The sequence below is a fragment of the Nitrosomonas sp. genome, assembly GCF_019752095.1.
Taxonomy (GTDB): domain Bacteria; phylum Pseudomonadota; class Gammaproteobacteria; order Burkholderiales; family Nitrosomonadaceae; genus Nitrosomonas.
In genome coordinates this window covers 34,256-58,289 of the sequence record NZ_JAIEMO010000008.1, presented here as the reverse complement: position 1 = coordinate 58,289, position 24,034 = coordinate 34,256, and the positions used below count along the sequence as shown (strand labels likewise).

At 43.7% G+C, this 24,034-nt stretch carries 19 protein-coding genes; 8 read left to right on the top strand and 11 right to left on the bottom strand.

Annotated features, from left to right (window positions below; all coding sequences use genetic code 11):
- The first annotated feature begins 23 nt into the window (after positions 1–23).
- The 5 genes from K2Q13_RS03450 to K2Q13_RS03430 all read left to right on the top strand — a co-directional run bounded on the left by K2Q13_RS03450 (position 24) and on the right by K2Q13_RS03430 (position 7,367).
- Positions 24–623 carry a Maf family nucleotide pyrophosphatase gene (locus K2Q13_RS03450; RefSeq protein WP_292919266.1) on the top strand — a complete coding sequence of 200 codons (600 nt, stop codon included), beginning with the start codon at positions 24–26 and terminating at the stop codon, positions 621–623.
- 109 nt (positions 624–732) lie between these two features.
- The gene (locus tag K2Q13_RS03445) at positions 733–1,107 is read left to right on the top strand and encodes a hypothetical protein (RefSeq protein WP_292919265.1); all 375 of its coding nucleotides are present in this window, start codon (positions 733–735) and stop codon (positions 1,105–1,107) included.
- Positions 1,108–1,228: 121 nt separating this feature from the next.
- On the top strand, positions 1,229–2,653 hold the full coding sequence (locus K2Q13_RS03440) for a TolC family protein (RefSeq protein ID WP_292919264.1): 1,425 nt from the start codon (positions 1,229–1,231) through the stop codon (positions 2,651–2,653).
- Positions 2,654–2,656: 3 nt separating this feature from the next.
- A complete protein-coding gene (locus K2Q13_RS03435; protein ID WP_292919263.1) occupies positions 2,657–4,156 on the top strand; it encodes an efflux RND transporter periplasmic adaptor subunit in 1,500 nt (499 codons plus the stop codon).
- A gap of 28 nt (positions 4,157–4,184) precedes the next feature.
- Positions 4,185–7,367, top strand: coding sequence for a CusA/CzcA family heavy metal efflux RND transporter (locus K2Q13_RS03430; RefSeq protein WP_292919262.1), 3,183 nt, complete (start codon positions 4,185–4,187; stop codon positions 7,365–7,367).
- 120 nt (positions 7,368–7,487) lie between these two features.
- Here K2Q13_RS03430 and clpA read toward each other — a convergent pair whose 3' ends face one another.
- The gene (gene clpA, locus K2Q13_RS03425; RefSeq protein WP_292919261.1) at positions 7,488–9,743 is read right to left on the bottom strand and encodes an ATP-dependent Clp protease ATP-binding subunit ClpA; all 2,256 of its coding nucleotides are present in this window, start codon (positions 9,741–9,743) and stop codon (positions 7,488–7,490) included.
- 1 nt (position 9,744) lies between these two features.
- Positions 9,745–10,053 carry an ATP-dependent Clp protease adapter ClpS gene (gene clpS, locus K2Q13_RS03420; protein ID WP_292919260.1) on the bottom strand — a complete coding sequence of 103 codons (309 nt, stop codon included), beginning with the start codon at positions 10,051–10,053 and terminating at the stop codon, positions 9,745–9,747.
- 289 nt (positions 10,054–10,342) lie between these two features.
- Here clpS and K2Q13_RS03415 point away from each other — a divergent pair, with 289 nt between their 5' ends.
- Positions 10,343–10,546, top strand: coding sequence for a cold-shock protein (locus K2Q13_RS03415; RefSeq protein ID WP_292919259.1), 204 nt, complete (start codon positions 10,343–10,345; stop codon positions 10,544–10,546).
- A 153-nt stretch (positions 10,547–10,699) separates the two neighbouring features.
- On the opposite strand, the gene icd is transcribed toward K2Q13_RS03415, so the two are convergent.
- Entirely contained in the window at positions 10,700–11,950 is a 1,251-nt protein-coding gene (icd, locus tag K2Q13_RS03410; RefSeq protein ID WP_292919258.1) for an NADP-dependent isocitrate dehydrogenase, read from the bottom strand.
- A gap of 216 nt (positions 11,951–12,166) precedes the next feature.
- Here icd and K2Q13_RS03405 point away from each other — a divergent pair, with 216 nt between their 5' ends.
- Together K2Q13_RS03405 and K2Q13_RS03400 are read left to right on the top strand one after the other, a co-directional pair.
- Positions 12,167–13,216: a phosphoglycerate mutase gene (locus K2Q13_RS03405; RefSeq protein WP_292919257.1), complete on the top strand. Its 1,050-nt coding sequence runs from the start codon at positions 12,167–12,169 to the stop codon at positions 13,214–13,216.
- Positions 13,217–13,278: 62 nt separating this feature from the next.
- Positions 13,279–14,790: an EAL domain-containing protein gene (locus K2Q13_RS03400; protein WP_292919256.1), complete on the top strand. Its 1,512-nt coding sequence runs from the start codon at positions 13,279–13,281 to the stop codon at positions 14,788–14,790.
- A 101-nt stretch (positions 14,791–14,891) separates the two neighbouring features.
- On the opposite strand, the gene K2Q13_RS03395 is transcribed toward K2Q13_RS03400, so the two are convergent.
- The 8 genes from K2Q13_RS03395 to K2Q13_RS03360 form a co-directional block, all read right to left on the bottom strand.
- Positions 14,892–16,271, bottom strand: coding sequence for an NAD(P)(+) transhydrogenase (Re/Si-specific) subunit beta (locus K2Q13_RS03395; RefSeq protein WP_292919255.1), 1,380 nt, complete (start codon positions 16,269–16,271; stop codon positions 14,892–14,894).
- A complete protein-coding gene (locus K2Q13_RS03390) occupies positions 16,272–16,580 on the bottom strand; it encodes an NAD(P) transhydrogenase subunit alpha (protein ID WP_292919254.1) in 309 nt (102 codons plus the stop codon).
- 79 nt (positions 16,581–16,659) lie between these two features.
- Entirely contained in the window at positions 16,660–17,787 is a 1,128-nt protein-coding gene (locus tag K2Q13_RS03385; protein ID WP_292919253.1) for a Re/Si-specific NAD(P)(+) transhydrogenase subunit alpha, read from the bottom strand.
- Between the two features lie 299 nt (positions 17,788–18,086).
- Positions 18,087–18,473, bottom strand: a complete 387-nt coding sequence (locus K2Q13_RS03380; protein WP_292919252.1) for an Hpt domain-containing protein — start codon at positions 18,471–18,473, stop codon at positions 18,087–18,089.
- Between the two features lie 6 nt (positions 18,474–18,479).
- Positions 18,480–22,019 carry an FAD-dependent oxidoreductase gene (locus K2Q13_RS03375; RefSeq protein ID WP_292919251.1) on the bottom strand — a complete coding sequence of 1,180 codons (3,540 nt, stop codon included), beginning with the start codon at positions 22,017–22,019 and terminating at the stop codon, positions 18,480–18,482.
- 89 nt (positions 22,020–22,108) lie between these two features.
- The gene (locus K2Q13_RS03370; RefSeq protein WP_292919250.1) at positions 22,109–22,549 is read right to left on the bottom strand and encodes a response regulator; all 441 of its coding nucleotides are present in this window, start codon (positions 22,547–22,549) and stop codon (positions 22,109–22,111) included.
- Between the two features lie 258 nt (positions 22,550–22,807).
- Positions 22,808–23,506 (bottom strand): phosphoadenylyl-sulfate reductase, encoded by a 699-nt coding sequence (locus K2Q13_RS03365; RefSeq protein ID WP_292919249.1) that lies wholly within the window; start codon positions 23,504–23,506, stop codon positions 22,808–22,810.
- Positions 23,499–24,032, bottom strand: coding sequence for a DUF934 domain-containing protein (locus tag K2Q13_RS03360; RefSeq protein ID WP_292919248.1), 534 nt, complete (start codon positions 24,030–24,032; stop codon positions 23,499–23,501). The genes K2Q13_RS03365 and K2Q13_RS03360 overlap by 8 nt, the downstream gene beginning before the upstream one ends.
- Positions 24,033–24,034: the final 2 nt, after the last annotated feature.

Here is a 24,034-nt window from a genome sequence, read left to right as displayed (position 1 = left end):
TCAAAAAAATACAGAAGGAAATTTTGAAAACACAAAACGACTTTACGCAACAAATTATACTGGGATCCGGCTCGATCTATCGCAAAGAATTGCTTCAACGACTGCAAATTTCTTTTGAAACGAGCAATCCGCAAATTAACGAAACGCCGCTAATCGACGAATTACCCGAACAAACGGCGGCACGGTTAGCTGAGGCAAAAGCCCGCGCAGTAGCCAAAACTTATCCACAGGCGCTTATTATTGGCTCAGATCAAGTGGCAGCTTTAGGGGATGTTCGTCTTGGCAAGCCGTTGAATCATGCTAATGCGGTGGAGCAATTACGACAAACCCGAGGAAAGGAAGTCGTTTTTCATACTGCCGTATGTGTCCTCAATAGTTTCACGGATAAGCTACAAATACGTGTTATTCCATACCATGTGAAATTCCGCCAGTTGAGCGATCAACAAATTGAGAATTACTTGTTAAAAGAACAGCCTTATCAATGCGCCGGCAGCGCAAAATCTGAAGGACTCGGCATTGCACTGATTGAACGAATGACGGGAAATGATCCTAGCGGATTGATCGGATTGCCTCTCATCACTTTAATCGACATGCTGACTCTTGAAGGAGTCAAGATAATTTAAATGCCCAAAACTTGAATTTATTGACAAAACTTCCTAATTGCAAATAGCGTGATAATGTGAAATGATTGCGACTACCCAAGACTTACATTATTTGTAGATTGACACCCCGATGCGGAAATATCCTGTTTATCCAGTTATTCTTGTGCTGATTATCAGCATACTGACGAATGGATTGAGCTTATCTTTCAGAGGAGAAGTTTTCGCCCATGAACTGGATCATATTCGTCAATCATTATCTGCGGATCCTGCAACACACCTGGAATTGCATCGAAATAATGCAACCTGGGATGGTGTTGATCTTGATGCAGCCACCCATTTATGTCTGCACTCCGCGGGACAGTACCAACCGTTTTTCTTTAATTCTTTTCCGTACATTCCCGATTTAATCGTTGCAGAAACTATAACTGTATTCATTTCCTCATTTATTCCGGAAACAATCCCGGATTTACCCCTACGCCCTCCTCGAAGCATTTCTTTAAGCTAGATCAAAAAAATTTAGTATTTGTGGGTTAAATTTATTAATCTACACCCGCGCAAGTGCAGATCAATTCAAATTTCATGATGATCTGTTTTACACATGCGCGGGCAAATGCCCGGAGAATTCTATGAAACTAATCAGTCTGTCTAGCCCACGCAGTTGGGTGGCAACAGAATTAAGATTCATGCTACTGAGCTATATTCTATTACTGTTTTTTTCATCTCAGATAGAAGCTAGTGCTGATACCTTTAGTGACGCATCCAATCGGACAAACAATCACACCATTGATTCTTCAATCAATGAGGCGAGTAATCTCACGCTACACGATGCGGTCAGTCTTGCTTTACTTCGCAATCCAGAGCTGGCAGCTTTCTCCAAAGAAATGCGTGCATTGGAAGGTGCGACTCTACAAGCTGGGTTGCTAAGAAACCCAGAATTGTCAGTAAATGTTGAGAATGTTGGAAATATCCAGAAGCTACGCGGTGACATTAATGCACCCGATTCGATAGTGCAAGAAGTTGTGCAGCAGGTCACGACCATACGCATTGGTCAATTAATCGAGTTAGGCGGAAAGCGTACCGCCAGAGTGAACGCAGCTTTACTTGGAGAAGAGTTGGCAGCAAAGGATTATGAAACCAAACGCATCGAAATTATCGCCCAAGTTGCTGGTGTGTTCACAGAAGTGCTCGCTGCGCAAGAGCGGCTTAAGCTTGCCGTAGAAACTTATCAAGTGGCGCAAAACGTAGTCAGTACCGTCACGGGTCGTGTACAAGCGGGGAAAGTACCGCCCATCGAAGAAACCCGAGTGCAAATAGGTCTATCGACGACGCGTATTGAGCAAGAACAAGCGCAACGAGATCTGATATCCGCACGCAGGCGATTAGCGCTGTTATGGAACAGCTCCTCACCGCAATTCGATAAAGTTTTGGGTGATATGGAAATAATGACTGCGCCACCAAACTTTCAAGTGCTTGAAAAAAGAGTACTAGACAATCCAATGGCGCTCCGCGCCATGAAGAATATCGAGCACCGCAAAGCTTTATTGGAGGTTGAACAAACCCGGCGCATTCCCAACCTGACCCTAAATGCAGGCGTCGTAAATTATGCTCTGGTGGGTGGCAATACGGCCATAGCAAGCATAATGATGCCATTACCTCTATTCGATCGTAATCAGGGTAACCTCAAAGAAGCTTATCAACGTGTAGACAAAGCCGAAGATGAACAGACGATGATGAAGCTCAGGTTGAAGACAGAATTGGCGCAGACTTACGAAGCAATGCTGGCAGCCTGGAGTGAAATTAACTTATTACGTGAAGAGATTTTACCTGGCGCCAAGAGTGCTTTTCATGTGATACGCAGGGGCTATGAATTGGGCAAATTTGGTTTGCTGGAGTTGCTGGACGCGCAACGTGTGCTATTTCAGAATCAATTGCTCTACGTGCGAGCATTGGCAAATTATCAGCGATTGATGAATGACATTGAACGCTTGATCGCAGCACCTATCGATAGCGTAATGACTCATCGTGGCATAGAAAAAAAGGTTAAGGAATAAATTATGGATAAAGTGCGATTGATGCCAATCCTGTTGGTAATTGCCATAGGGATTATATTGGGCGGGTTGATTCTAACCTTGGATAAGCCTACTGGGGCCGAAATGAAGATGGAGGATACGCATGCCAATGAAAAATCAACTAAGAATCAGCCTGCCACTGGACCAAAAGGAGGCAAGCTGTTTACAGATCATGACTTTAGTCTGGAGCTGACTATTTTCGAAAAAGGCGTACCACCACAGTTCCGGGTTTATTTGTATAACAGTGATAAATTGCTATCACCCACTTCTGCTGCCGTAACTGTCACATTAACCCGGCTAGGTGCACCGGCGCAGTTGTTTAAATTTACTCCGGAAGCGGACTATCTATTGGGAGATCAAATCGTCGAAGAACCGCATTCATTTGATCTCGCTATTACCGCTACGCTCAACGGCAAAATCTTACGCTGGAGCCATAGCCAAGTGGAAGGACGGGTGGAAATAAGCGATGACATGCTAAAAAGTATGGGAATTGAACTGTTCACCGCTGGACCAGCAACTATCAAGCCCAAACTCAGATTACCGGGAGAAGTGATATTTAATGAACACAACATCGTGCGCGTAGTGCCGCGGGCTCCCGGCATGGTGACTGCAGTGCATGGCCATCATGGCCAGCAGGTTAAAAAAGGAGATGTGTTGGCCGTCATCGATAGTCCGATGCTAGCCGACATGCGCAGCCAATATTCTGTAGCTAGAAAACGGCTGACCCTGGCAAAAACAACGTATAAGCGAGAGAAACAGTTGTGGGAAGAAAAAATCAGTGCCCAACAGGAATTTCTTTTGGCGGAAGAATTATGGCATGAAGCTCAGATTGCCTTAGAGTTAGCTGCTACCAAATTGCTTGCATTAGGTGTGCAACCTGAATCTAGCTTCTTAAGAACAAACATTGCGAAGTATGAAATACGCGCTCCAATTTCCGGAATCATTATTGCCAAGTCCGTTGCGCTTGGTGAGGCACTCAGTGAAGACAGAGAAATTTATACTGTCGCGGATGTATCGACAGTATGGACGGCTGTTACGGTTTATCCTAAAGATCTTAACGTGATTCGGGTTGGTCAGAAAGTTACTGTAAAGGCAACGGCTTACGACATAGAAAGCGAAGGAAGTGTGACTTATATTTCCACCTTGATCGGCGGACAAACGCGCACAGCAACAGCCAGGGTTGAGTTAGATAATAACGATGGCAAATGGCGTCCCGGTATGTTTGTGAATGCTGAGCTGGTGGCGGAAGAAATTGAAGTACCTGTTGCCGTTTCTGTTGATGCCATTCAAACATTCCGCGACTGGTCGGTGGTTTTCGGCCGTTATGGCCAGTATTTTGAGGCTCGTCCTTTAGAGCTAGGCCGCAGTGATGGTGAAATGGTTGAGGTTCTCGAAGGACTTACTCACGGCGAGCAATACGCCGGAGGCAATAGCTTTGCCCTTAAAGCAGAGCTGGGCAAAGCGGGCGCAACGCACGACCATTAAACCGACAACCTGATCAAGGCGAGCCACCATGTTTGAACGCATTTTACATTTATCCATCTATCAACGCGGCATCGTGCTGATGGCGGTCTTTATGATGGCAATTATCGGTGTCTATAGTTACCAGAAACTGCCGATTGATGCGGTACCCGATATCACCAACGTACAGGTTCAGATTAACACGGCCGCTGCGGGTTATTCACCGATTGAGGCGGAACAGCGCATCACGTTTCCGATTGAAACCATCATGGCAGGTTTGCCGCATCTGGACTATACCCGCTCGATTTCACGTTATGGGCTGTCGCAAGTTACGGTAATTTTCAAAGATGGCACTGATGTTTATTTTGCGCGTCAGCAAGTCAGTCAGCGCATTCAGGAAGCAAGGGGTAGGTTGCCTGTTGGCATTGAACCCATGATGGGGCCTATTTCCACAGGGCTGGGCGAAATTTTCATGTGGACTGTGAATGCCAAGGAAGGCGCTAAGAAACCGGATGGTTCAGACTATACCTCGACTGATTTGCGGGAAATCCAGGATTGGGTGATTCGGCCGCAATTGAGGATGGTGAAAGGAGTCACAGAAATCAATACCGTGGGTGGTTATGTTAAACAATTTCATGTGGTGCCGTACCCGGAAAAAATGATTTCTTTTGGTTTGACATTGACCGACTTGATGACCGCTCTGGAGCGTAACAATCTGAACGTCGGCGCGGGCTATATCGAAAGAAGCGGAGAACAGTATCTGGTTCGCGTACCGGGACAAATCGCTGACTTGGATGAAATTGGCAATATTATTTTGAGTTCTCGGCAAGGAACACCTATTCGAATAAAGGATGTGGCGGACACTCTGATCGGCAAAGAACTGCGCAACGGTGCTGCTACTCAGAATGGCAAGGAAGTTGTGTTAGGAACGGTGCATATGCTGATTGGAGAAAACAGCCGTAACGTTTCTCAAGCCACAGCCAAGAAACTGGAAGAGATCAATCGCAATCTGCCAGAAGGTGTTTTTACTACCCCCGTCTATGACCGCACCATACTAGTGGATAAAACTATTCATACTGTGGCAAAAAATCTGCTCGAAGGCGCTGCATTGGTAATTGTAGTATTGCTGCTTTTTCTGGGTAACTTGCGTGCAGCACTGATTGCAGCATTTGTCATTCCATTGTCGATGTTGTTTACCTTCACTGGCATGGCGACCAACCACGTCAGTGCCAATCTGATGAGCTTGGGAGCGATTGATTTTGGCATTATCGTGGATGGCGCGATCGTTATTGTCGAAAATAGCATCCGAAGATTGGCGCAAGAACAGATGCGCCTGAAAAGAGAGCTTACGCTTACCGAACGGCTCGAGCTGGTTTTTGACGCTTCTAAGGAAGCTCGGAAGGTATTGATTTACGGTGAGTTGATTATCATTATTGTTTACTTACCAATTTTTGCGTTGACCGGAGTGGAAGGAAAAATGTTTCATCCGATGGCGTTGACGGTAGTGACAGCATTGATTGGCGCTATGATTCTTTCGATCACATTTGTTCCGGCGGCCATTGCATTCTTTTTGACCGGCAAGGTACAGGAAAAAGAAAGCCGTGTGATGGTGTGGGCTAAAAGAATCTATGTGCCAGTATTGACGACAACCATGAATAACCGTGCACTCACCGTCACGATAGCAATTGTGATTGTTATTTTGTCGGGATTGTTGACTACGCGCGTTGGTAGCGAATTTATTCCCAGTTTGAATGAAGGTGATATTGCATTGCATGCCATCCGTATTCCAGGCACCAGCTTGACCACTGCAGTCGAAATGCAGAATGAACTGGAAGTGGTCATCAAAAAATTTCCTGAAGTCGAACGGGTATTTTCCAAAATTGGCACGGCTGAAATAGCGACTGATCCGATGCCTCCAAGCGTTGCAGACACTTTCATCATCTTGAAACCACAATCTGAATGGACCGGGGAGCATCGAACCAAGGCAGAGCTGATTGCTGCGATGGAACAGGCGGTGCATAAGGTTCCGGGAAATAATTACGAATTTACCCAGCCGATCCAGATGCGTTTTAATGAGCTACTATCTGGGGTGCGCGCCGATGTTGCAGTGAAAGTATTCGGTGATGACATGGATACCCTGCTGGCTTTGGGTGAAAGCATTGAGAAGCTGCTTGGAACCGTTCCCGGCGCGGCGGATGTACGAACCGAGCAGATTACCGGTTTACCAGTGCTTTCGATCCAAATGGATCGGGTGAAAATGGCACGTTACGGCCTCAATGGTCGCGATGTACAGGATGTGGTGGCAATGTCGGTAGGTGGTAGAAGCACTGGCATGGTCTTTGAGGGCGATCGCCGCTTTGATCTGCAGATAAGGTTACCGGAACATTTGCGGATAGATATTGAATCCTTGAAGCGGCTGCCCATCAGCGTTCCGATGCAAAGTGTTGCGATGGCACCCATTATGCCGCAAGCTGCTCAAGCGGCTCAGCCAGTTGTACCTGTTTTTGTCACCTTGGGTGAAGTGGCCAAATTCGAAATGACTCAAGGTCCCAATCAGGTCAGCAGGGAAAATGGCAAACGCAGAATCGTAGTTACCGCAAACGTTCGTGGCCGGGATCTGGGTTCTTTTGTTAATGAAGCGGAGGAGCTTATCAACGAAAAGATCCAAATCCCTCCCGGATATTGGACGACCTGGGGTGGTCAATTTGAACAAATGATATCCGCAGCACAACGTCTGCAGATCGTAATTCCAGTCGCGCTTGGTTTGATTTTCATTCTACTGTACACGATGTTCGGCAATATGCGCGATGGATTGCTGATGTTCACTGGAGTTCCATTTGCCTTGACCGGCGGGATATTGGCTTTATGGCTGCGTGATATTCCCTTATCCATCTCGGCCGGTGTAGGATTTATCGCTCTCTCCGGCGTGGCGGTACTGAACGGCTTGGTGATGCTGGCGTTTATCCGAGGTTTAAGAGAAAAAGGATATCGGCTGGATGACGCGATTCAAACCGGTGCATTGACCCGATTGCGTCCGGTATTGATGACTGCACTGGTAGCATCAATTGGATTCCTACCTATGGCGCTTGCCACCGGTACCGGCGCGGAAGTTCAGCGCCCTCTGGCAACGGTGGTAATCGGCGGCATTCTGTCGTCGACTGCGTTAACGCTGTTGGTGCTACCGGTGTTGTACCGGATCGTACATGGAAGGGATATAAATAAGAAACAACCTTAGGTTTGACCTTGCCCAGATTTTTATTTCGCCAATGACGCATCCCATCGCAGCAGCGAGAAACTAAACCCAGAAGAAATTCAAAGATTATTCTTGTATTATGAAATCGAAAATTCAATCCGATCAAATAACTGCAGTTTCTTCTTCAAATAACAATACTACTTTGCTATCACTATCCATATCAATCGTCACTTTACCACCATTGACTAAGCGTCCGAATAATAATTCGTCGGCAAGCGCACTACGAACTGTATCTTGGATCAAGCGCTCCATAGGTCGCGCACCCATTAGCGGATCAAAACCATGCTGCGCAAGATATTTACGCAATCTTTCGGTAAATGTTGCTTCGACTTTTTTCTCTTGCAACTGATTTTCAAGTTGAATCAAAAACTTATCAGAAACCCGCTGAATAATTTCCTGATCTAATGAAGCAAAAGAAATAACCGCATCCAGTCTATTACGAAATTCAGGAGTAAATAATCTCTTGATATCAATTAATTCATCGCCAGCAGAATTTGATTTTGTGAAGCCAATTGATGTTTTCGTAAGCGCTTCCGCACCTGCATTTGTAGTCATGATAATAATGACATTACGTAAATCCGCTTTACGCCCATTATTGTCAGTCAATGTACCATAATCCATAACTTGCAGAAGAATATTAAAAATATCTGAATGTGCTTTCTCGATCTCGTCCAATAATAAAACCGAATAGGGATGTTTGATCACAGCCTCAGTTAATAACCCACCCTGGTCATACCCTATATAACCAGGCGGCGCACCAATCAGCCGGGATACTGCGTGACGTTCCATATATTCGGACATATCAAAACGATGCAGGTGAACGCCTAAAGCATATGCCAATTGCCTTGCCACTTCAGTTTTCCCAACACCTGTCGGACCTGTGAAAAGAAAAGAACCAACCGGTTTTCTTGGATTACCCAATCCGCTTCTTGACATTTTAATAGCTGCTGTCAATGCATTAATCGCATTGTCTTGACCAAAAACGACCGCTTTCATATCACGCCCCAAGGTTTTTAATTTACTACGGTCGTTAGTAGAAATGTTCTGAGATGGAATTCTTGCGATTCTTGCGACCACACTCTCAATCTCTCCTTTACCAATAACCTTGCGTTTCTTCGATTTCGGCAATAATCGCTGTGCAGCGCCAGCTTCATCAAGCACATCTATTGCTTTATCTGGTAAATGCCTATCATTAATATACCGTTCTGATAACTCTGCAGCTGAAACCAGAGCACTGCTAGTATACTTAACCTTATGGTGTTGCTCATAACGAGATTTTAAGCCTCGTAAAATAGCCACCGTCTCATCCACACTTGGCTCGTTAACTTCTATCTGCTGAAAACGTCGTGACAATGCATGGTCTTTCTCAAAAATTCCACGATACTCACTAAAAGTTGTCGCGCCAATACATCGCAACTGTCCAGTATTCAGAACCGGTTTCAGTAAATTTGAAGCATCCATAACTCCGCCAGAGGCAGCACCAGCACCAATAAGCGTATGAATCTCATCAATAAATAAAATAGCTGCGGGATTATCAGTTAATTGTTTTAGTAAAGTTTTTAAACGCTGCTCAAAATCTCCCCGATATTTTGTACCCGCTAATAAAGCCCCCATATCGAGTGAATAAATCTGATGCTTCAAAAGTAATTCAGGTACATTTTCCTCAACAATTCGCTTCGCTAAGCCTTCTGCAATCGCCGTTTTCCCAACACCGGCTTCTCCAACTAGCAGTGGGTTATTTTTACGGCGCCTGCATAAGATTTGTATTACACGTTCGATTTCTTTTTCACGACCCACCAAAGGATCAATTTTATTTATTCGTGCCAAGTGATTTAGATTTACCGTGTAATTCTCAAGTAACCCAGCAGAGCTTGATTCATGTTCAGCATCGCTTTCACTTGCAGTTTTAGCATCATTCTCATGCGACATTTTCTTAATATTGTGTGAGATGTAATTAACTACATCCAAACGAGTCACTCCTCTTTGATGCAAGAAATAGACCGCATGAGAATCTTTTTCTCCAAATATCGATACCAATACATTAGCACCTGTTACCTCCTTTTTCCCAGATGACTGAACATGCAATATGGCACGTTGAATAACACGCTGAAAACCAAGTGTAGGCTGCGTATCAACTTCCTCATCACCTTTAATCACAGGAGTATGACGTGTTATATGATCTAACAATACTGCTCGCAAATCTTCTATATCCACCAAACAGGCATTTAATACTTCAGCTGCGCTTGCATTATCTAGCATCGCCAACAACAAATGTTCTACCGTAATAAATTCATAGCGCTTCTGCCTCGACTCTACGAATGCCATATGCAAACTAACTTCTAAATCTGGTGCGATCATTTCAGTTTTTCTCCATTACACACTTAAGCGGGTGCTGATTCTTTCTGCTAAATTCAACTACTTGCTTGACCTTAGTACTTGCAATATCGCCAGGGTATATACCGCACACGCCTACTCCTTCTGTATGCACCTTTAACATTATTAATGTCGCTTGTTCTTGGCTCATGGAAAAAAACAACTTTAGCACCTCAACCACAAACTCCATTGGAGTGAAGTCATCATTTAATAGTAAAATTTTATAAAAAGGAGGTGACTTGTGCTTAACCTTCTCTTGTGAAAGTTTAACGGTTCCAGACTTGCTCTCCGTCATGAATATTTCCTAAACTGATAAATTTCTAATCATAAAATATAGTACAAAAGACTTCTCTACGCTAGAGGCATATTTAACGATTACGACAGAAATTTCAAGTATCTTGAGACAATTACCTTTCCCTGAACCACAAAAATGGCGTAACCGCTTGACTTTAACCTAGGATTTGCGTAAAACAGCAAATGGCGTTTGACTTTAAGATTATTTACGGATCAATTTTATCCATAAATAATCTTAGATTTCAAATAGTATCAGGGTTTCCGGCCCAGTTTTTATATAGGAAGTAGAAATGGCAACAGGTACAGTAAAATGGTTCAATGATTCTAAAGGTTTTGGTTTTATTACTCCTGATGACGGTAGCGAGGATTTGTTTGCACACTTCTCGGCAATCACTATGTCTGGTTTTAAAACCCTTAAGGAAGGTCAAAAAGTGAGCTTCGATGTCACTCAAGGACCAAAGGGGAAACAAGCCTCAAATATCCAGGCCACTTAACTTTCATAACTACTGGCCAAACAATAACAATAATTTTATTTTACTCTTCTCTTATATAATAGCCCCTTTGCTTTGTTGTATTACACGTAGCAAGGGGTTTACTTTCGAACTCACTCCTTATTTTATAGCCGGATAAATAACATCCATGAGTAATTAACTCATGGAATCAATCATCGCATTACCAAAAGCCGAGCAAGAAACTCTCTTAGCATTAGTCATTTGCCGGGCAAAATCATAAGTAACAATTCCGCCCTGGATAGTCTTTTCCATAGATTTAATAATTTTGTCGGCTGCTTCGCCCCATCCAATATGTCGCAGCATCATTTCTGCCGATAATATTATTGAACCAGGGTTTACTTGATCTTTACCAGCATACTTAGGCGCTGTGCCATGTGTTGCTTCAAAAACCGCCACCACATCGCTGAGATTAGCGCCAGGCGCTATCCCTATTCCACCCACCTGCGCAGCCAAAGCATCGGATATATAATCCCCATTTAAATTCAAAGTTGCAACAACATCATACTCTTCTGGACGAAGTAAGATTTGCTGAAGAAAAGCATCAGCAATTACATCTTTGATAATAATTCCACCCAGTGTCGAAGGTAATTTCATCCAAGGCCCACCATCCAACAATTCCGCTCCGAATTCATTAGCTGCCAATGCATATCCCCACTTTTTAAATGCACCCTCAGTAAACTTCATAATATTACCTTTATGCACCAAAGAAATAGAATCTCGTTTATTATCAATGGCATATTGAATAGCCCTCCGAATAAAACGCTCCGTTCCCTCTTTTGAGACCGGTTTAATACCGATACCAGAAGATTGAGGAAAACGTATATTCGTCACCCCCATATCTTTAACCAAAAAATTAATCACTTTTGTTACAGATTCTGACTCTGCTTCCCATTCTATACCCGCATAGATATCCTCAGAATTCTCACGAAAAATAATCATGTCTGTTTTTTCTGGATTCTTTAATGGACTCGGAACACCACTGAAATAGCGTACAGGTCTCAAACAAACATATAAGTCTAGTTGCTGCCGTAAAGCAACATTAATTGAGCGAATTCCACCACCAACCGGAGTTGTTAACGGGCCTTTAATTGAAACCACAAACTCTTTGGCAGCCTGCAATGTCTCTTCTGGTAACCATACATCTGGTCCATAAACTTGCGTTGATTTCTCACCCGCATAAATTTCCATCCACGAAATTTTTCGTTGATCACCATAAGCTTTCTCAACGGCTGAATCAACAACACTACGCATCACTGGAGTGATATCAACACCAATCCCATCACCTTCAATAAAAGGAATTATTGGATTGTCAGGCACTTTTAATGAATAATCATCATTAACCTTAATCCGCTCACCCTTACTAGGCACCTTTATATGCTGATACATGACATCTCCAAATATTCAAAACAAATGCAATTTGCAAGAAAAATTCTGCCAATTTAAAATAAACTTGGTCTTTCTATGCATTATACGTGTAAACACAATACCTTTCCATGATGGCAAGCAACCCTATCCATACATATAGTATTACCTAGCATTTGATCAGCAGCAACATGGTCACTTGCTTTACAAAACCTTTTTGGAGTGTTTCATTCCCTCACAATGAATATTAACCTTCTAATTCCCAATCTATTTTGGTCTGATACTTCGCAACCAGAAATCTATGATGGTTTATTAATGCATTCCCTAGAAACACTACTATCTAAATGTATCTCTAGGACAAATTCATCCCTTGAAATGGAAATCTGGCTATGTAAACAGTTTAATTTGCAGCAACAACATGGGAATTGGCCTATTGCACCACTGATGTTACACGTTGATGCCCCCTTTTTGGCAAAAACAAGTAAAGATTTCTGGATGCGTGCCGATCCTGTTCATCTCCGCATTGAACAAAACCATATCATGCTAGCAGATAGTCAATCTTTCGAAATCTCTCCAGAAGAAGCGGAGCGATTAATACAAGACTTGAATCATAGTCTCGGTAACCAGGATTTTATTTTTTCAGCTTTCCAGCCACATCGTTGGTACATTCGAATACCCAAAGCACCTGAAATGCAGACCCACACACTCAGTCATGTCACATGCAAAAACATCAATAATTTCTTGCCGACAGGAAAAGACAGCAGCATCTGGCATAAAATCTTTAATGAAGCGCAAATGCTTCTGCATGAGCACCCGGTTAACCAAGCTCGTGAATCTCGCGGCGAATTGATCATTAATAGCATTTGGCCTTGGGGAGGAGGAAACATACTTCAATCAATACATTCTCCTTACACACATGCATGGAGTAATAATGATTTTTCTCAATCACTAGCACTGGCTGCTAGTAATATCAATTATTCAAATCTACCTACAGATGTTAACAAATGGCTCCAAACTAAAATATCAGGAAATCATCTTGTAGTATTGGATTCGCTGCGTAGTCCAGCAATATACAAGAATGCTTATAGATGGCGAGAAACTCTCAGAAATATGGAACACAATTGGTTTTTACCCTTATACACAGCAATTAAAAACGGAAAAGTTAGACAACTCACCATAACAACATCGAATGAGATCGCTTCACATCATTTTGTAATAACACGCTCTGATCTATGGAAATTCTGGCTATTTAGTAAACCACTCCTCGCTCATAGTAGAAAAATTAACTAAAAAATACTCTATAAATAGCAACAACGCATCTTAATTTAAGCTCTCAAGAATAAGGAATTATCGTGCCAAAGTACTCATTATTAAATAACGTCAAGCCCTATTTGACTATTTTTATTTCGTTGATTCTATTGCTTATCATCATAGCAGATGCATATATTACCAATGAACTCCCGCCCCATTGGCTAACTGCATTATGGTTTTCTTTACTCTTTACAATACTAATAGTAATTATTCAGTTAGCGCAAGCCGAGAAAAATTCCAGAAGCCTCAGTAATCAACTCAATGTTACTAAGGAAAGACTCGGAAATGAGATTAAACATAGGCTTTGGGCTGAAAAAACATCGTCAGAAAATAAGATAAAATCACAATTTATCGATGAAAATTTCCCTGTTATGTTGGCCTATTTTAATACTGAGCTCCGCTGTCGGTACCATAATCGAATTTTCCGCCGATGGTTTGGGTTAAATCCGGATCAGATTGATGGGCATTCTCTAAAAGAATTCTCAAACGCAGAATTCTTTTCTGATATCCAGAATAATATTGAAAAAATCTTAACAGGAAAAACTGTACATAACGAACGAATCCTTAAATCTATCAAAGGCTTTCCCTATATTTTCACAGAGCAATATCTTCCTCATATTGATAATAAAGGAAAAACTATTGGCTTCTATACACTGCACACCCCTCGCGCACAAGAAAAAAGCCGTATACCCTCAAAAAATAATAAAGATGAAAATAAAATAAAACCAGAGTTAAAAAAATCTATTGAAGCATCAACCAATAACGACATAAAACTTCAACAAAATAATCAACCATCAACATCTAAATCAGGAATTACTGCTGCACGCATTGCTCAAGCAATTGACGGAGAAGAGTTTAATCTTTATTGCCAGAAAATAATCCCTATCAAATCTGCTGATACATCCTCCTCGCATTATGAAATTCTGATTCGTATGCACGAAGAAGAAAATAGCTTGATGCCTCCAGGTTCGTTCTTACCCCTAGTCGATCAATTCCAAATGATGCCCAAGCTGGATCGATGGATCATCAACCATATCGTTCAGTGGCTATCGGTTCATCCAAAAACCAATTCGGTATTTCACCTTAATTTAGCCAAAGATACTTTAAAAGATGTAGCCTTCCCTAGTTTTATTCAAGATCAGTTACAAAAAACCAAGGTCACCGCTTCTAGTCTTTGTTTTGAAATTGAAGTTTCAGATGCAGAAGACAGTACGGCAGACACACATATCTTCACACAAAAAATTCATGAATTAGGCTGCCTGGTTTCACTCTGTAGCTTTAGCGATAATTCTGAGTCATTAAATCTACAAAGTAAAATAAAAGTGGACTACCTGAAAATCGATGGCAGCATTGTTTGCAATATACTTCGCGACGAAGAAGATTTAGCCAAAATAATAGCTATCAATCAGCTCGCTCAAGATGCTAATGTAAAAACGATTGCTGAATTAGTCGAAACGGATGATATCATAGCGAAATTACAAGAAATTGGCATCGATTATGCGCAAGGATTTGGTATTGCAAAACCTCATCCCTTTAATGATCTTGAAACTTAGTCCCAGATCATGAATGCCGTTCAATATATTAGACAGAGAACAACCGCTCAGGCAATTGTTCTCCAATTCCAGAAATAGTCAATGCTTTTCAGGATATCATATCACAATGCCTTGACCATATGCTCAACGACTTTCTTAGCATCTCCGAATATCATCATAGTTTTATCCATATAGAACAGATCATTATCAAGACCAGCATAACCCACCGCCATACTGCGCTTTACAACCATAACCGTACGTGCCTTATGCGCATCTAATATCGGCATACCATAGATGGGGCTGCCTGGAACGTTTGCTGCCGGGTTTACTACATCATTTGCACCTAACACCAAAACGACATCTGTATTTGAAAAGTCGCTATTTATTTCCTCCATTTCCTGGACTTGCTCATAAGGAATTTCAGCTTCCGCCAATAATACATTCATGTGTCCAGGCATACGCCCGGCTACCGGATGAATAGCAAAGCGAACATTAACTCCTTTTTTGTGCAATACCTCAGCCAATTCTTTGACTGCGTGCTGCGCCCTTGCAACTGCCAAGCCATATCCAGGGATGATGATCACACTATCTGCATTACCCATCAAGAAAGCTGCATCTTCTGCACTTCCGCTACGATGAGTTTTCTGGGTACCATCCGTAGCTACAATTGCTCCGCCATCGCTGCCAAAACCGCCCAATATAACAGATAAAAATGGCCGATTCATAGCTTTACACATGATATAAGAAAGAATAGCGCCTGAACTACCTACCAAAGATCCGGCAATAATCAACATCGGATTACCTAACGAAAAACCAATGCCTGCTGCAGCCCAACCAGAGTATGAGTTAAGCATCGATATCACGACCGGCATATCAGCGCCACCAATAGGAATAATGATCAGAAATCCTAATACGAAGGCAATTGTAGTCATAGCAATAAACGCGGTCCAGTTCGTCGTCTCACTAAAAAAGAACCACAAACCAAATCCAACCATGGCAATGGCCAGCAATAAATTAAGCATATGCTGGCCACTGAAAACAATAGGTGTGCCGCTCATGCGGCCAGACAACTTCAGAAATGCAATAACTGAACCCGACCAAGTCATTGCGCCGATAAAAGTACCCAAGAACAATTCCAGTTTACTACCTGCCGGCAAAATCGCAGGCAACCCGAAAGAAACCGGATTATTGATCGCTGCAATTGCAATAAATACTGCCGCCAGACCAACCAGTGAGTGCATAAAGGCAACCAATTCAGGCATTGCAGTCATCTGCACACGTTGTGCCACAATCGCGCCGATAGTACCTCCAACCGCAATACATCCCAAAATCAAAAGCCAGTTCTGCGTAAGTGTCAAAGTTGTGGCAACCGCAATCGCCATGCCCACCATACCGAACAAATTTCCACGACGTGCTGATTCAGGCGAGCTTAGGCCTTTTAGTGCAAGTATAAAAAATACTGAAGCAACTAAATATGCAAGTGCTACCATATTGGCTGACATTTACGCGTTTCCTTTTTTATCTTTTCTCTTGAACATTTCCAGCATCCGTTGACTCACCAGAAACCCACCAAAAACATTGATTGCTGCCAGCGTAACTGCAGCAGCACCTAACCAAACGCCCCAGTCGGTCTCCGTTGGCCCCGCAGCCAACATTGCGCCAACAAGAATAATACCGGAAATAGCGTTAGTCACTGACATCAGAGGGGTATGCAAAGCCGGTGTAACATTCCACACAACATGATAGCCAACAAAAACTGCCAGCACAAAAACCGTTAGATTGATAATAACCGGATCAATTTCACCAATCATATTTACTCCTTTAAAATTCGTTAACTGTACTTTCTCTATGCAGCAACTGATAAAGCGTCTTTCTTAGTTATCGTTGAGATTATGACTTTCCGATGACTTCCCCACCTGCACATAGCAATGTTCCCGCAATAACTTCATCTGAGCGGTCTATTTTCAATGCATCATTTTCCTGATCAAGCATCAAGTTAAGAAAATTCATCAGATTCCGTGCATATAATGCACTAGCGTCGGCCGCCACCAAACCAGGAAGATTCGCAATTCCAATCAGATGCACACCATGTTTAAACACATTCTTATTTAATTCGGATAATGGGCAATTACCACCTGCTTCAACTGCCATGTCGACAATGACAGAACCTGGCTTCATCGCCTGCACGGTTTCCTCTTTGACCAAAACGGGCGCTGGGCGACCCGGAATTAACGCGGTTGTAATAATGATATCTGCCAAAACCGCGCGCTCATGGACCAAGTCTCCTTGCCGCCGCTTATAATCATCCGACATTTCCGCCGCATACCCGCCCGCTGTTTCAGCTTTGGCTTTTTCTTCATCACTGAGTGGCACTTCCACAAACTTGGCACCCAGACTCTCTACCTGCTCCTTAACTGCTGGTCGCACATCGAAAGCTTCAACCACTGCACCCAATCTCTTGGCAGTTGCAATGGCCTGCAATCCAGCAACACCTGCACCCAGGATTAGAACTCGTGCCGCTTTCACAGTACCAGCTGCCGTCATCAGCATAGGAAAGAATTTTTGATAGACATTTGCTGCCACAATCACCGCTTTGTAGCCCGCAATGTTTGCTTGTGACGACAAAACATCCATATTTTGCGCACGAGAAATCCGCGGCAATTTCTCCATCGCAAATGCAGTCAATCCATGCTGTGCTAGTGCATCCACACCATCCTTTTGATGCGGCGACAACAACCCCAACAATACCGCATCCTTTCGCATCATCGCTAATTCACTGGACTCCGGGCCACGCACTTTGAGTACAATTTGCGATTGCGCATACAATTCAGCCACATCAGTCACTATCGTTGCGCCCGCCTCTTGATAGGCTGAGTCCGGAATACTGGCACCAGCACCGGCACCTAGCTGGACTGAAACCTTATGAACACCCTTGGCAGTATATTTTTTCACGGTCTCCGGTGTGGCTGCCACACGCGTTTCTCCACCGCGAATCTCTGCTGGTATGCCTATATGCATTGATAATCTCCCTTTTCTTACCTATCTGTTTGCAGATAAAACTAATATTGAGTTTAAATTTTTAATGAATAGTGGATTATAAATCAATTTGCGCGTAATGCATTAAATGGATCAGGAAAAACTTGATATGGCGTGATCTTAGGTTATACAGACAATTTCTTGTAGCGATTAAGCTCACACCCAATAAAAGGATCAAGATGTATGGATGAATATCCAATTACTATGCTTCTTATCAAGTTCTCGATAAAAAAATTTGAATCGTCGAAGAAAAATGACCAGAAAGGTTTCTGCCTAGCGCCTTATTCGCTCAATTCACTAAATTCATGTTCTAGTTGTTGTGTAATCTGCTTCAACAAAAGTGGAATCTTTGCCAGCAATGCTTCCGCATCGGACCAATTATTATTGGCGCTCGCTTCCTCAAGCGCCTCGCATAAATCAGCGAAACTTAAGGCGCCGATTGTTCTTGCTGAAGATTTTAATTTATGACCTAAACAACTCAGTGCTGGCAGATCCTTTTCAGTCTGTGCCACTTCCATTTCCGAAAGCGTGTCATTGGCAACCTCAATAAATTTAAGACAAAACTTTCGTACTAGCACAGAATTGTCATGAAACATCAGACGCATTTTTGCGATATCAACCGGCAATGGCGCATCCGGTAACGATCCTTCTTCTGCTTCATTAATCACTACAGCTCAGACTCCGTTTTTTAAACAACGATCAACCCATCGATTTGTTAGTTTTTCTTGCACAGTATTTTGGCGCAGACGTGTATTCAATCCCGAGAAATCCACTTGATCCAAAGGTTGATCTTGATTGAAGCAAGAAAACACATACGTAATTTTTCCTGTTTCCGGATCCTGATGCGGTTGCAGGCATTGCGCGCAAATCTCTTTCATCATGCACTGCATTGGCGAGTTAATCGAGCCAATTGCAAAATGATCTGCTTTCAAGTAAGGCTTCAACTGGTTATGACGAGCTAGTCCGACAGCAGCCATCATGCGATCTGAGCCGATTGCAATAATATGATCGGCTTCAGTCAGCGCCACCGGTTGCACACCTAATTCACCACTGGCATAAGCCACCATTGCTTGCACGATATTTCCTACATAACTTTTATCCTGAGGGCGCGTAGCTGTAAAACCTGGCGATTCATCGCAGCACCATACGACAATGTCTGCTGCGGCCTCGATTTCAGCCACTTTATATCGATCGACCAATTTCTTATAACCAGCAAAATATAACACCTTCGACCCGGCCGCACGCGCGGCCGCCCCAATAGAAAACAACACCGCATTGCCTAAACCACCACCCACTAACACCACAGTCTTATCCTCCGGGATTTCTGTCGGTGTTCCGGTAGGCCCCATCAGCACAACCGGCTCGCCCGGTTTCAGCATCGCACACAAATTAGAAGATCCACCCATTTCCAAAACAACGAGTGAAACCAATCCGCGTTCGCTATCCACCGATGCACCTGTCAGCGCCAAACCCTCCATCGCCAGCCTAGTATTCCCGGCAATTGTTGCCAGCGTTGCATAATTCTGAAAGCGATAAAATTGACCCGGCTGAAAATGCTCTGCTGCCATTGGAGCATGCACAACCACTTCAATGATATTGGGAGCAAGCCTCTCTATTTTATAAACCGTTGGACGTAGCTGATTATTCAAGCCTGCAAAAAACTGCTGTATCGACTGATTCAACTTTGGCTTAACCCGCTCCAATACCCGATGCACCACGGGATAACCCTGCTTAGCACTCGACATCGCCTTCACTACATTCCCAGAATAGGATGGATGCAAATCACCAAAAAAACTGATAAAGCGGCCATCCTGGCCATCCCGATAACGACTGAGCAACACCATCGATGTTTCTGGTTTGGGGTTACCATAAACAGGTTGCACTGGATTCCCTTCCTCATCGCAGGCAGCAAAATAACGGCCGTTGAGTTTGAATAGTTTTTCATCTTCCCGGGCCAGCACTGTATTAGGCTGGGTACCAGCAGCAACCAACAATGCACGTGCTGGCAACTCTACATTGCACGCATTTTGCCATTGTCCAGTTTCATCCCGTTTCTGCACCCCAAATTGCACCGATTGCGTGTGTCCCCATTGATCTACATTAACGCGCTCTGGCGTCATTCCTTCAGCAAACCAGATGCCTTCTTCCAGCGCCTTTTCCACTTCTTCATGATTCAACGTATAAGAAGGACTATCAATCAAGCGCTTCCGATAAGCTATCGTCGCTCCGCCCCAAGCTTGCAGCAGATTGATGATACGCGGTGCACGCCCCTCCTTTTCTGCATCCCGACGTTCTGCCCGAATGGCTCGTGCATGATTAAGAAGCTCGTCAGCAATTTCTTGCTCCTCATCGTCCCACGCTTCACGAATCGCAGCTTCACCTTGCACTACTGCCATTATTTCATAGCGCTGCAGAAATTTTTCCACCTGAACTGGATAATATGCCAGCGCTTCAGTTGCTGTATCAATGGCCGTCAACCCACCACCAATAACCACCACAGGCAAACGTAATTGCATGTTCGCAATCGAATCGTTCTGCGCAGCACCCGTAAGTTGCAAGCCCATCAAGAAATCCGATGCGGCACGCACCCCACGCGCTAACCCGTTCGGCATATCCAGCACAGTGGGTCGTCCAGCCCCTGCAGCTAGAGCAATATGGTCAAATCCCATAGCAAATGCATCATCGGCAGTCAACGTGCCGCCAAAACGCACACCTCCAAACAATGCAAATTCTTCTCTGCGTTCCAGCAACAACCGAATCAATTTGAGAAAGTTTTTATTCCAACGCACAGTAATTCCATATTCTGCCACCCCACCAAAACCACCCGGCATACGCTGCTCCAAGTTTTCTTCTAGCGTACTAGCCAGCCGGATCGCCTGAAATGGCACCCGTTCACCCTTTAAATTCACCCCTGATATCTCTTCCGGCAAAAATTCAATCTTAAGCCCGTCAATGCCCACCACCGTGTGGCCTTCATTCATTAAATGATGCGCCAGCGTATATCCGGCCGGCCCCATGCCGACTACCAGCACCTTGCGGCCGGATGGCGACTTCGGCACCGGTCTATGTAAGTTCAAAGGATTCCAGCGTGTCAGTAAACTATAAATTTCAAATCCCCATGGCAATGCCAGCACGTCTTTCAGCGTTCGTGTCTCAGCCTGAGGGATATCAACCGGCTCTTGCTTCTGATAAATACATGATTTCATGCAATCATTACAAATGCGATGACCAGTTCCGGCACACATCGGATTATCCAGTGCGATCATGGCCAAACTGCCTACTGCGACGCCTTGTGTTTTGAGTTTATGAAATTCGGAAATGCGCTCTTCCAGCGGACAACCCGCGAGCAGTGCGCCCAACTCACTGCGTTTGAAAGCAGGAGGCTCATCCGGTGATTTAGATTTCTGCATCAAACCCTTAGAGCATGAATCCTTACCTTGCTCATGACACCAGATGCAGTAATTAGCTTCATCAAGTGCCCCCATCAGATCCGTTCCATTATCGGTCAACGCAAAACCATTGCGTTCACGCAAATGACCAAGCCGATGCACCGGATACCCTGCCGACTCATCCGTTTCTAGCGACAACAGATGCTGAAAATCCAATTTGGCAGGTGACTTAAATAAAATACCTTGCTGCGTACGTTGCTGTCCAGCCGGTGTTCGTAGTGCCCAAGCAGCATAGTGAAGCGCTTTGTTCAACTGGGATTCATTATCCGCCTCCGCATCCATCCACTGCGTTACTTTAGTAGCAAAAACCAATTCAGAGAAAGCTTCACCAAATTCTGCAGCAAGTTCCTTTTCAAGAGTCAATCCATCAATGCCAGCCAATTCTTCATCACTAACTTTCCCCCTGGCTCGGCGTTGTACAAATTGCCGCTTGCAAAAATACAGTGGAGCTAGTTCATGATGTTGTGCTGCTAATTGTTGCACTTCATTCTCAATGTTAAACAACCGAGCAACAAAGTCTTCCAACCAAGGCGCAATCTCAATTAACAATGCAGACTCGTCTTTGGGTAACAAATCATCAGGATGCACACGCGCATGTACCAGTTTTTCATATAATGCCTCATCACCGGTGCGAAGAAACTCCAGAAATACCTCATCCAATCTAACCAAGCCATCGCGACGATAAAGATCAGCGATTGTGAAGTCAAAGTTAAAATTTGATAAAGTAGCCATTGTTTCCTGTCGAGTGTGAAACGTTGCATCCATTTTTGTCATAATTCCGTATATTTATTAATTATTTTATTACAATGGGAAAATAAGCCATCATGATCTGCAGCAATATTGTCCGCCTAAATTCAAAACTTTGAATTTCCACAACCGTTCATAACCGCTCGTTCTGATAGCAGCCACTTTAATATGATTCTGACTAGCTGTTCTGGATCAATTGGCTTGATTAAAAAGTCATTCATACCAACGCTCCGACATGAATCCTTATAGCGCTGATCTGCATGGGCCGTTACCGCGATAATCGGCATATTGGACCACTGCGGATTAGCCCGAATCATCTTAGTAGCCTCTAAACCATCCATAACAGGCATCTGAATATCCATCAATACACAATCAAAATTTTCCTTACTCAACTTATCCAGCGCTTCTTGTCCGTTACCTGCAATAGATACAACAGCCCCATTATATTCGAGTAGCCCTTGGGCCACCTGTTGATTCAATTCATTATCCTCCACCACCAGAATAGTGCATCCATTTAGTTTCAGATCTGAATGATTGATTATATTCATATTGCGTTGACTCGATTTATTATTTTCCTAACAGTTCCCATTGTATCAACAACATAATGTGTTTTATATGCGTAGATCAGGAATAGAGAAAATCTACCAGATCTATCTTGTAATCGCCACGACCAGGTATGGAATCCCCTCAAGATTAGCCAGATAGGCGTGATGACTCATTCGCTTTTTCTCAACAAATAATAATTTGTGCAAATCCTAGATAGATTGCTCTGACAAAAACAGATAGGGCGTTACTAATAATCGCAGCTATTTTGATTGGATTACCTTGTCGGCATGCAATCCGCATTCCTTGGTTTCCGGAGTTTCCCACCACCAGCGCCCGGAGCGTATATCTTCTCCCGGTGTAATAGCGCGCGTACAGGGAGCGCAGCCGATACTGGGATAAAATTTGTCATGCAGTTTGTTATAAGGCACTTCATAGTGTTTAAGATACTCCCAAACTTCCGCATTAGTCCATTCCAGCAATGGATTAACCTTTTGCATGCGATTGTCCATATCGTAAGTGGACACTTTCAGGTTTGCACGAGTTGATGCCTGCTCACGCCTAATTCCGGTGACCCATGCTCGCTTACCCTGCAAGGCACGACGCAATGGTTCCACTTTACGGATGTAGCAGCAATTTTTACGTAAATCAACGCTTTGATAAAAGCCATTGACACCATGCTCTGCAACGTATGCTTCAACCTGCTTCACATTGGGAAAATAAATACGCAACTTAGTTTTGTAGCGCTCTTGCACAGTTTGCATCAAATCATAAGTTTCCTGCGGCAAACGCCCAGTATCCAGACTAAACATTTCGATCTCGATATGATGTCGATCGATGATGTCCGTAAGCACCATATCTTCAGCACCCAGGCTATTAGCAAATGCTACAGGTGCATAATCACGCACGATTTCAGTCAGAACCGCAACAACCTGATCAACTCTATGCTGCAAGTTACTCATTGAACGTGCCTGCAGTCGAATTCCCTTTGCGTTGCGTGCGCTGGAATAATGGTAAGGCTGGATCAAAAGAAGTCTGATAAACCTCAGAGAAATCACTGAGCCCCTTTATTGCATCTTCTATTTTTCGATCCGGACGAGGCGCAAAAGCATCAAAACCGACACGCTGCATGTAAAACAATTGATCGCGCAGCACATCACCGATCGCCCGCAATTCTCCCTTATAACCGAACCGCGCGCGCAGATTATAAGCAATGGAATACCCCCGACCATCTGAAAATTTCGAAAAATCAACTGCAATCACAGTAAACCTGTGTACATCATCCTTTAAATCTTCCGGGCACTCATCACTAGCCAGCCAAACACCAATGTCTTTGCGCTGCTGTAACGTTTCGCGCTGAGCTTGCCATACTTTTAGCGGAACAATGACTTTCCCTGGCACAACTATCGCGCTCTCAGCTGTATCTTGTTCCTTTAACCGTAAGACCGTCCAATCGTCCGCAACGATAGTTTTATTTTTTATGATCATCT

Excerpts from the sequence above, each read along its gene's own strand:
- K2Q13_RS03445 (WP_292919265.1), top strand. The coding sequence starts at position 733 with ATGCGGAAATATCCTGTTTATCCAGTTATTCTTGTGCTGATTATCAGC.
- K2Q13_RS03440 (WP_292919264.1), top strand. The coding sequence starts at position 1,229 with ATGAAACTAATCAGTCTGTCTAGCCCACGCAGTTGGGTGGCAACAGAA.
- K2Q13_RS03435 (WP_292919263.1), top strand. The coding sequence starts at position 2,657 with ATGGATAAAGTGCGATTGATGCCAATCCTGTTGGTAATTGCCATAGGG.
- K2Q13_RS03430 (WP_292919262.1), top strand. The coding sequence starts at position 4,185 with ATGTTTGAACGCATTTTACATTTATCCATCTATCAACGCGGCATCGTG.
- clpA (WP_292919261.1), bottom strand. The coding sequence starts at position 9,743 with ATGATCGCACCAGATTTAGAAGTTAGTTTGCATATGGCATTCGTAGAG.
- clpS (WP_292919260.1), bottom strand. The coding sequence starts at position 10,053 with ATGACGGAGAGCAAGTCTGGAACCGTTAAACTTTCACAAGAGAAGGTT.
- K2Q13_RS03415 (WP_292919259.1), top strand. The coding sequence starts at position 10,343 with ATGGCAACAGGTACAGTAAAATGGTTCAATGATTCTAAAGGTTTTGGT.
- icd (WP_292919258.1), bottom strand. The coding sequence starts at position 11,950 with ATGTATCAGCATATAAAGGTGCCTAGTAAGGGTGAGCGGATTAAGGTT.
- K2Q13_RS03405 (WP_292919257.1), top strand. The coding sequence starts at position 12,167 with ATGAATATTAACCTTCTAATTCCCAATCTATTTTGGTCTGATACTTCG.
- K2Q13_RS03395 (WP_292919255.1), bottom strand. The coding sequence starts at position 16,271 with ATGTCAGCCAATATGGTAGCACTTGCATATTTAGTTGCTTCAGTATTT.
- K2Q13_RS03390 (WP_292919254.1), bottom strand. The coding sequence starts at position 16,580 with ATGATTGGTGAAATTGATCCGGTTATTATCAATCTAACGGTTTTTGTG.
- K2Q13_RS03385 (WP_292919253.1), bottom strand. The coding sequence starts at position 17,787 with ATGCATATAGGCATACCAGCAGAGATTCGCGGTGGAGAAACGCGTGTG.
- K2Q13_RS03375 (WP_292919251.1), bottom strand. The coding sequence starts at position 22,019 with ATGGATGCAACGTTTCACACTCGACAGGAAACAATGGCTACTTTATCA.
- K2Q13_RS03370 (WP_292919250.1), bottom strand. The coding sequence starts at position 22,549 with ATGAATATAATCAATCATTCAGATCTGAAACTAAATGGATGCACTATT.
- K2Q13_RS03365 (WP_292919249.1), bottom strand. The coding sequence starts at position 23,506 with ATGAGTAACTTGCAGCATAGAGTTGATCAGGTTGTTGCGGTTCTGACT.
- K2Q13_RS03360 (WP_292919248.1), bottom strand. The coding sequence starts at position 24,032 with ATGATCATAAAAAATAAAACTATCGTTGCGGACGATTGGACGGTCTTA.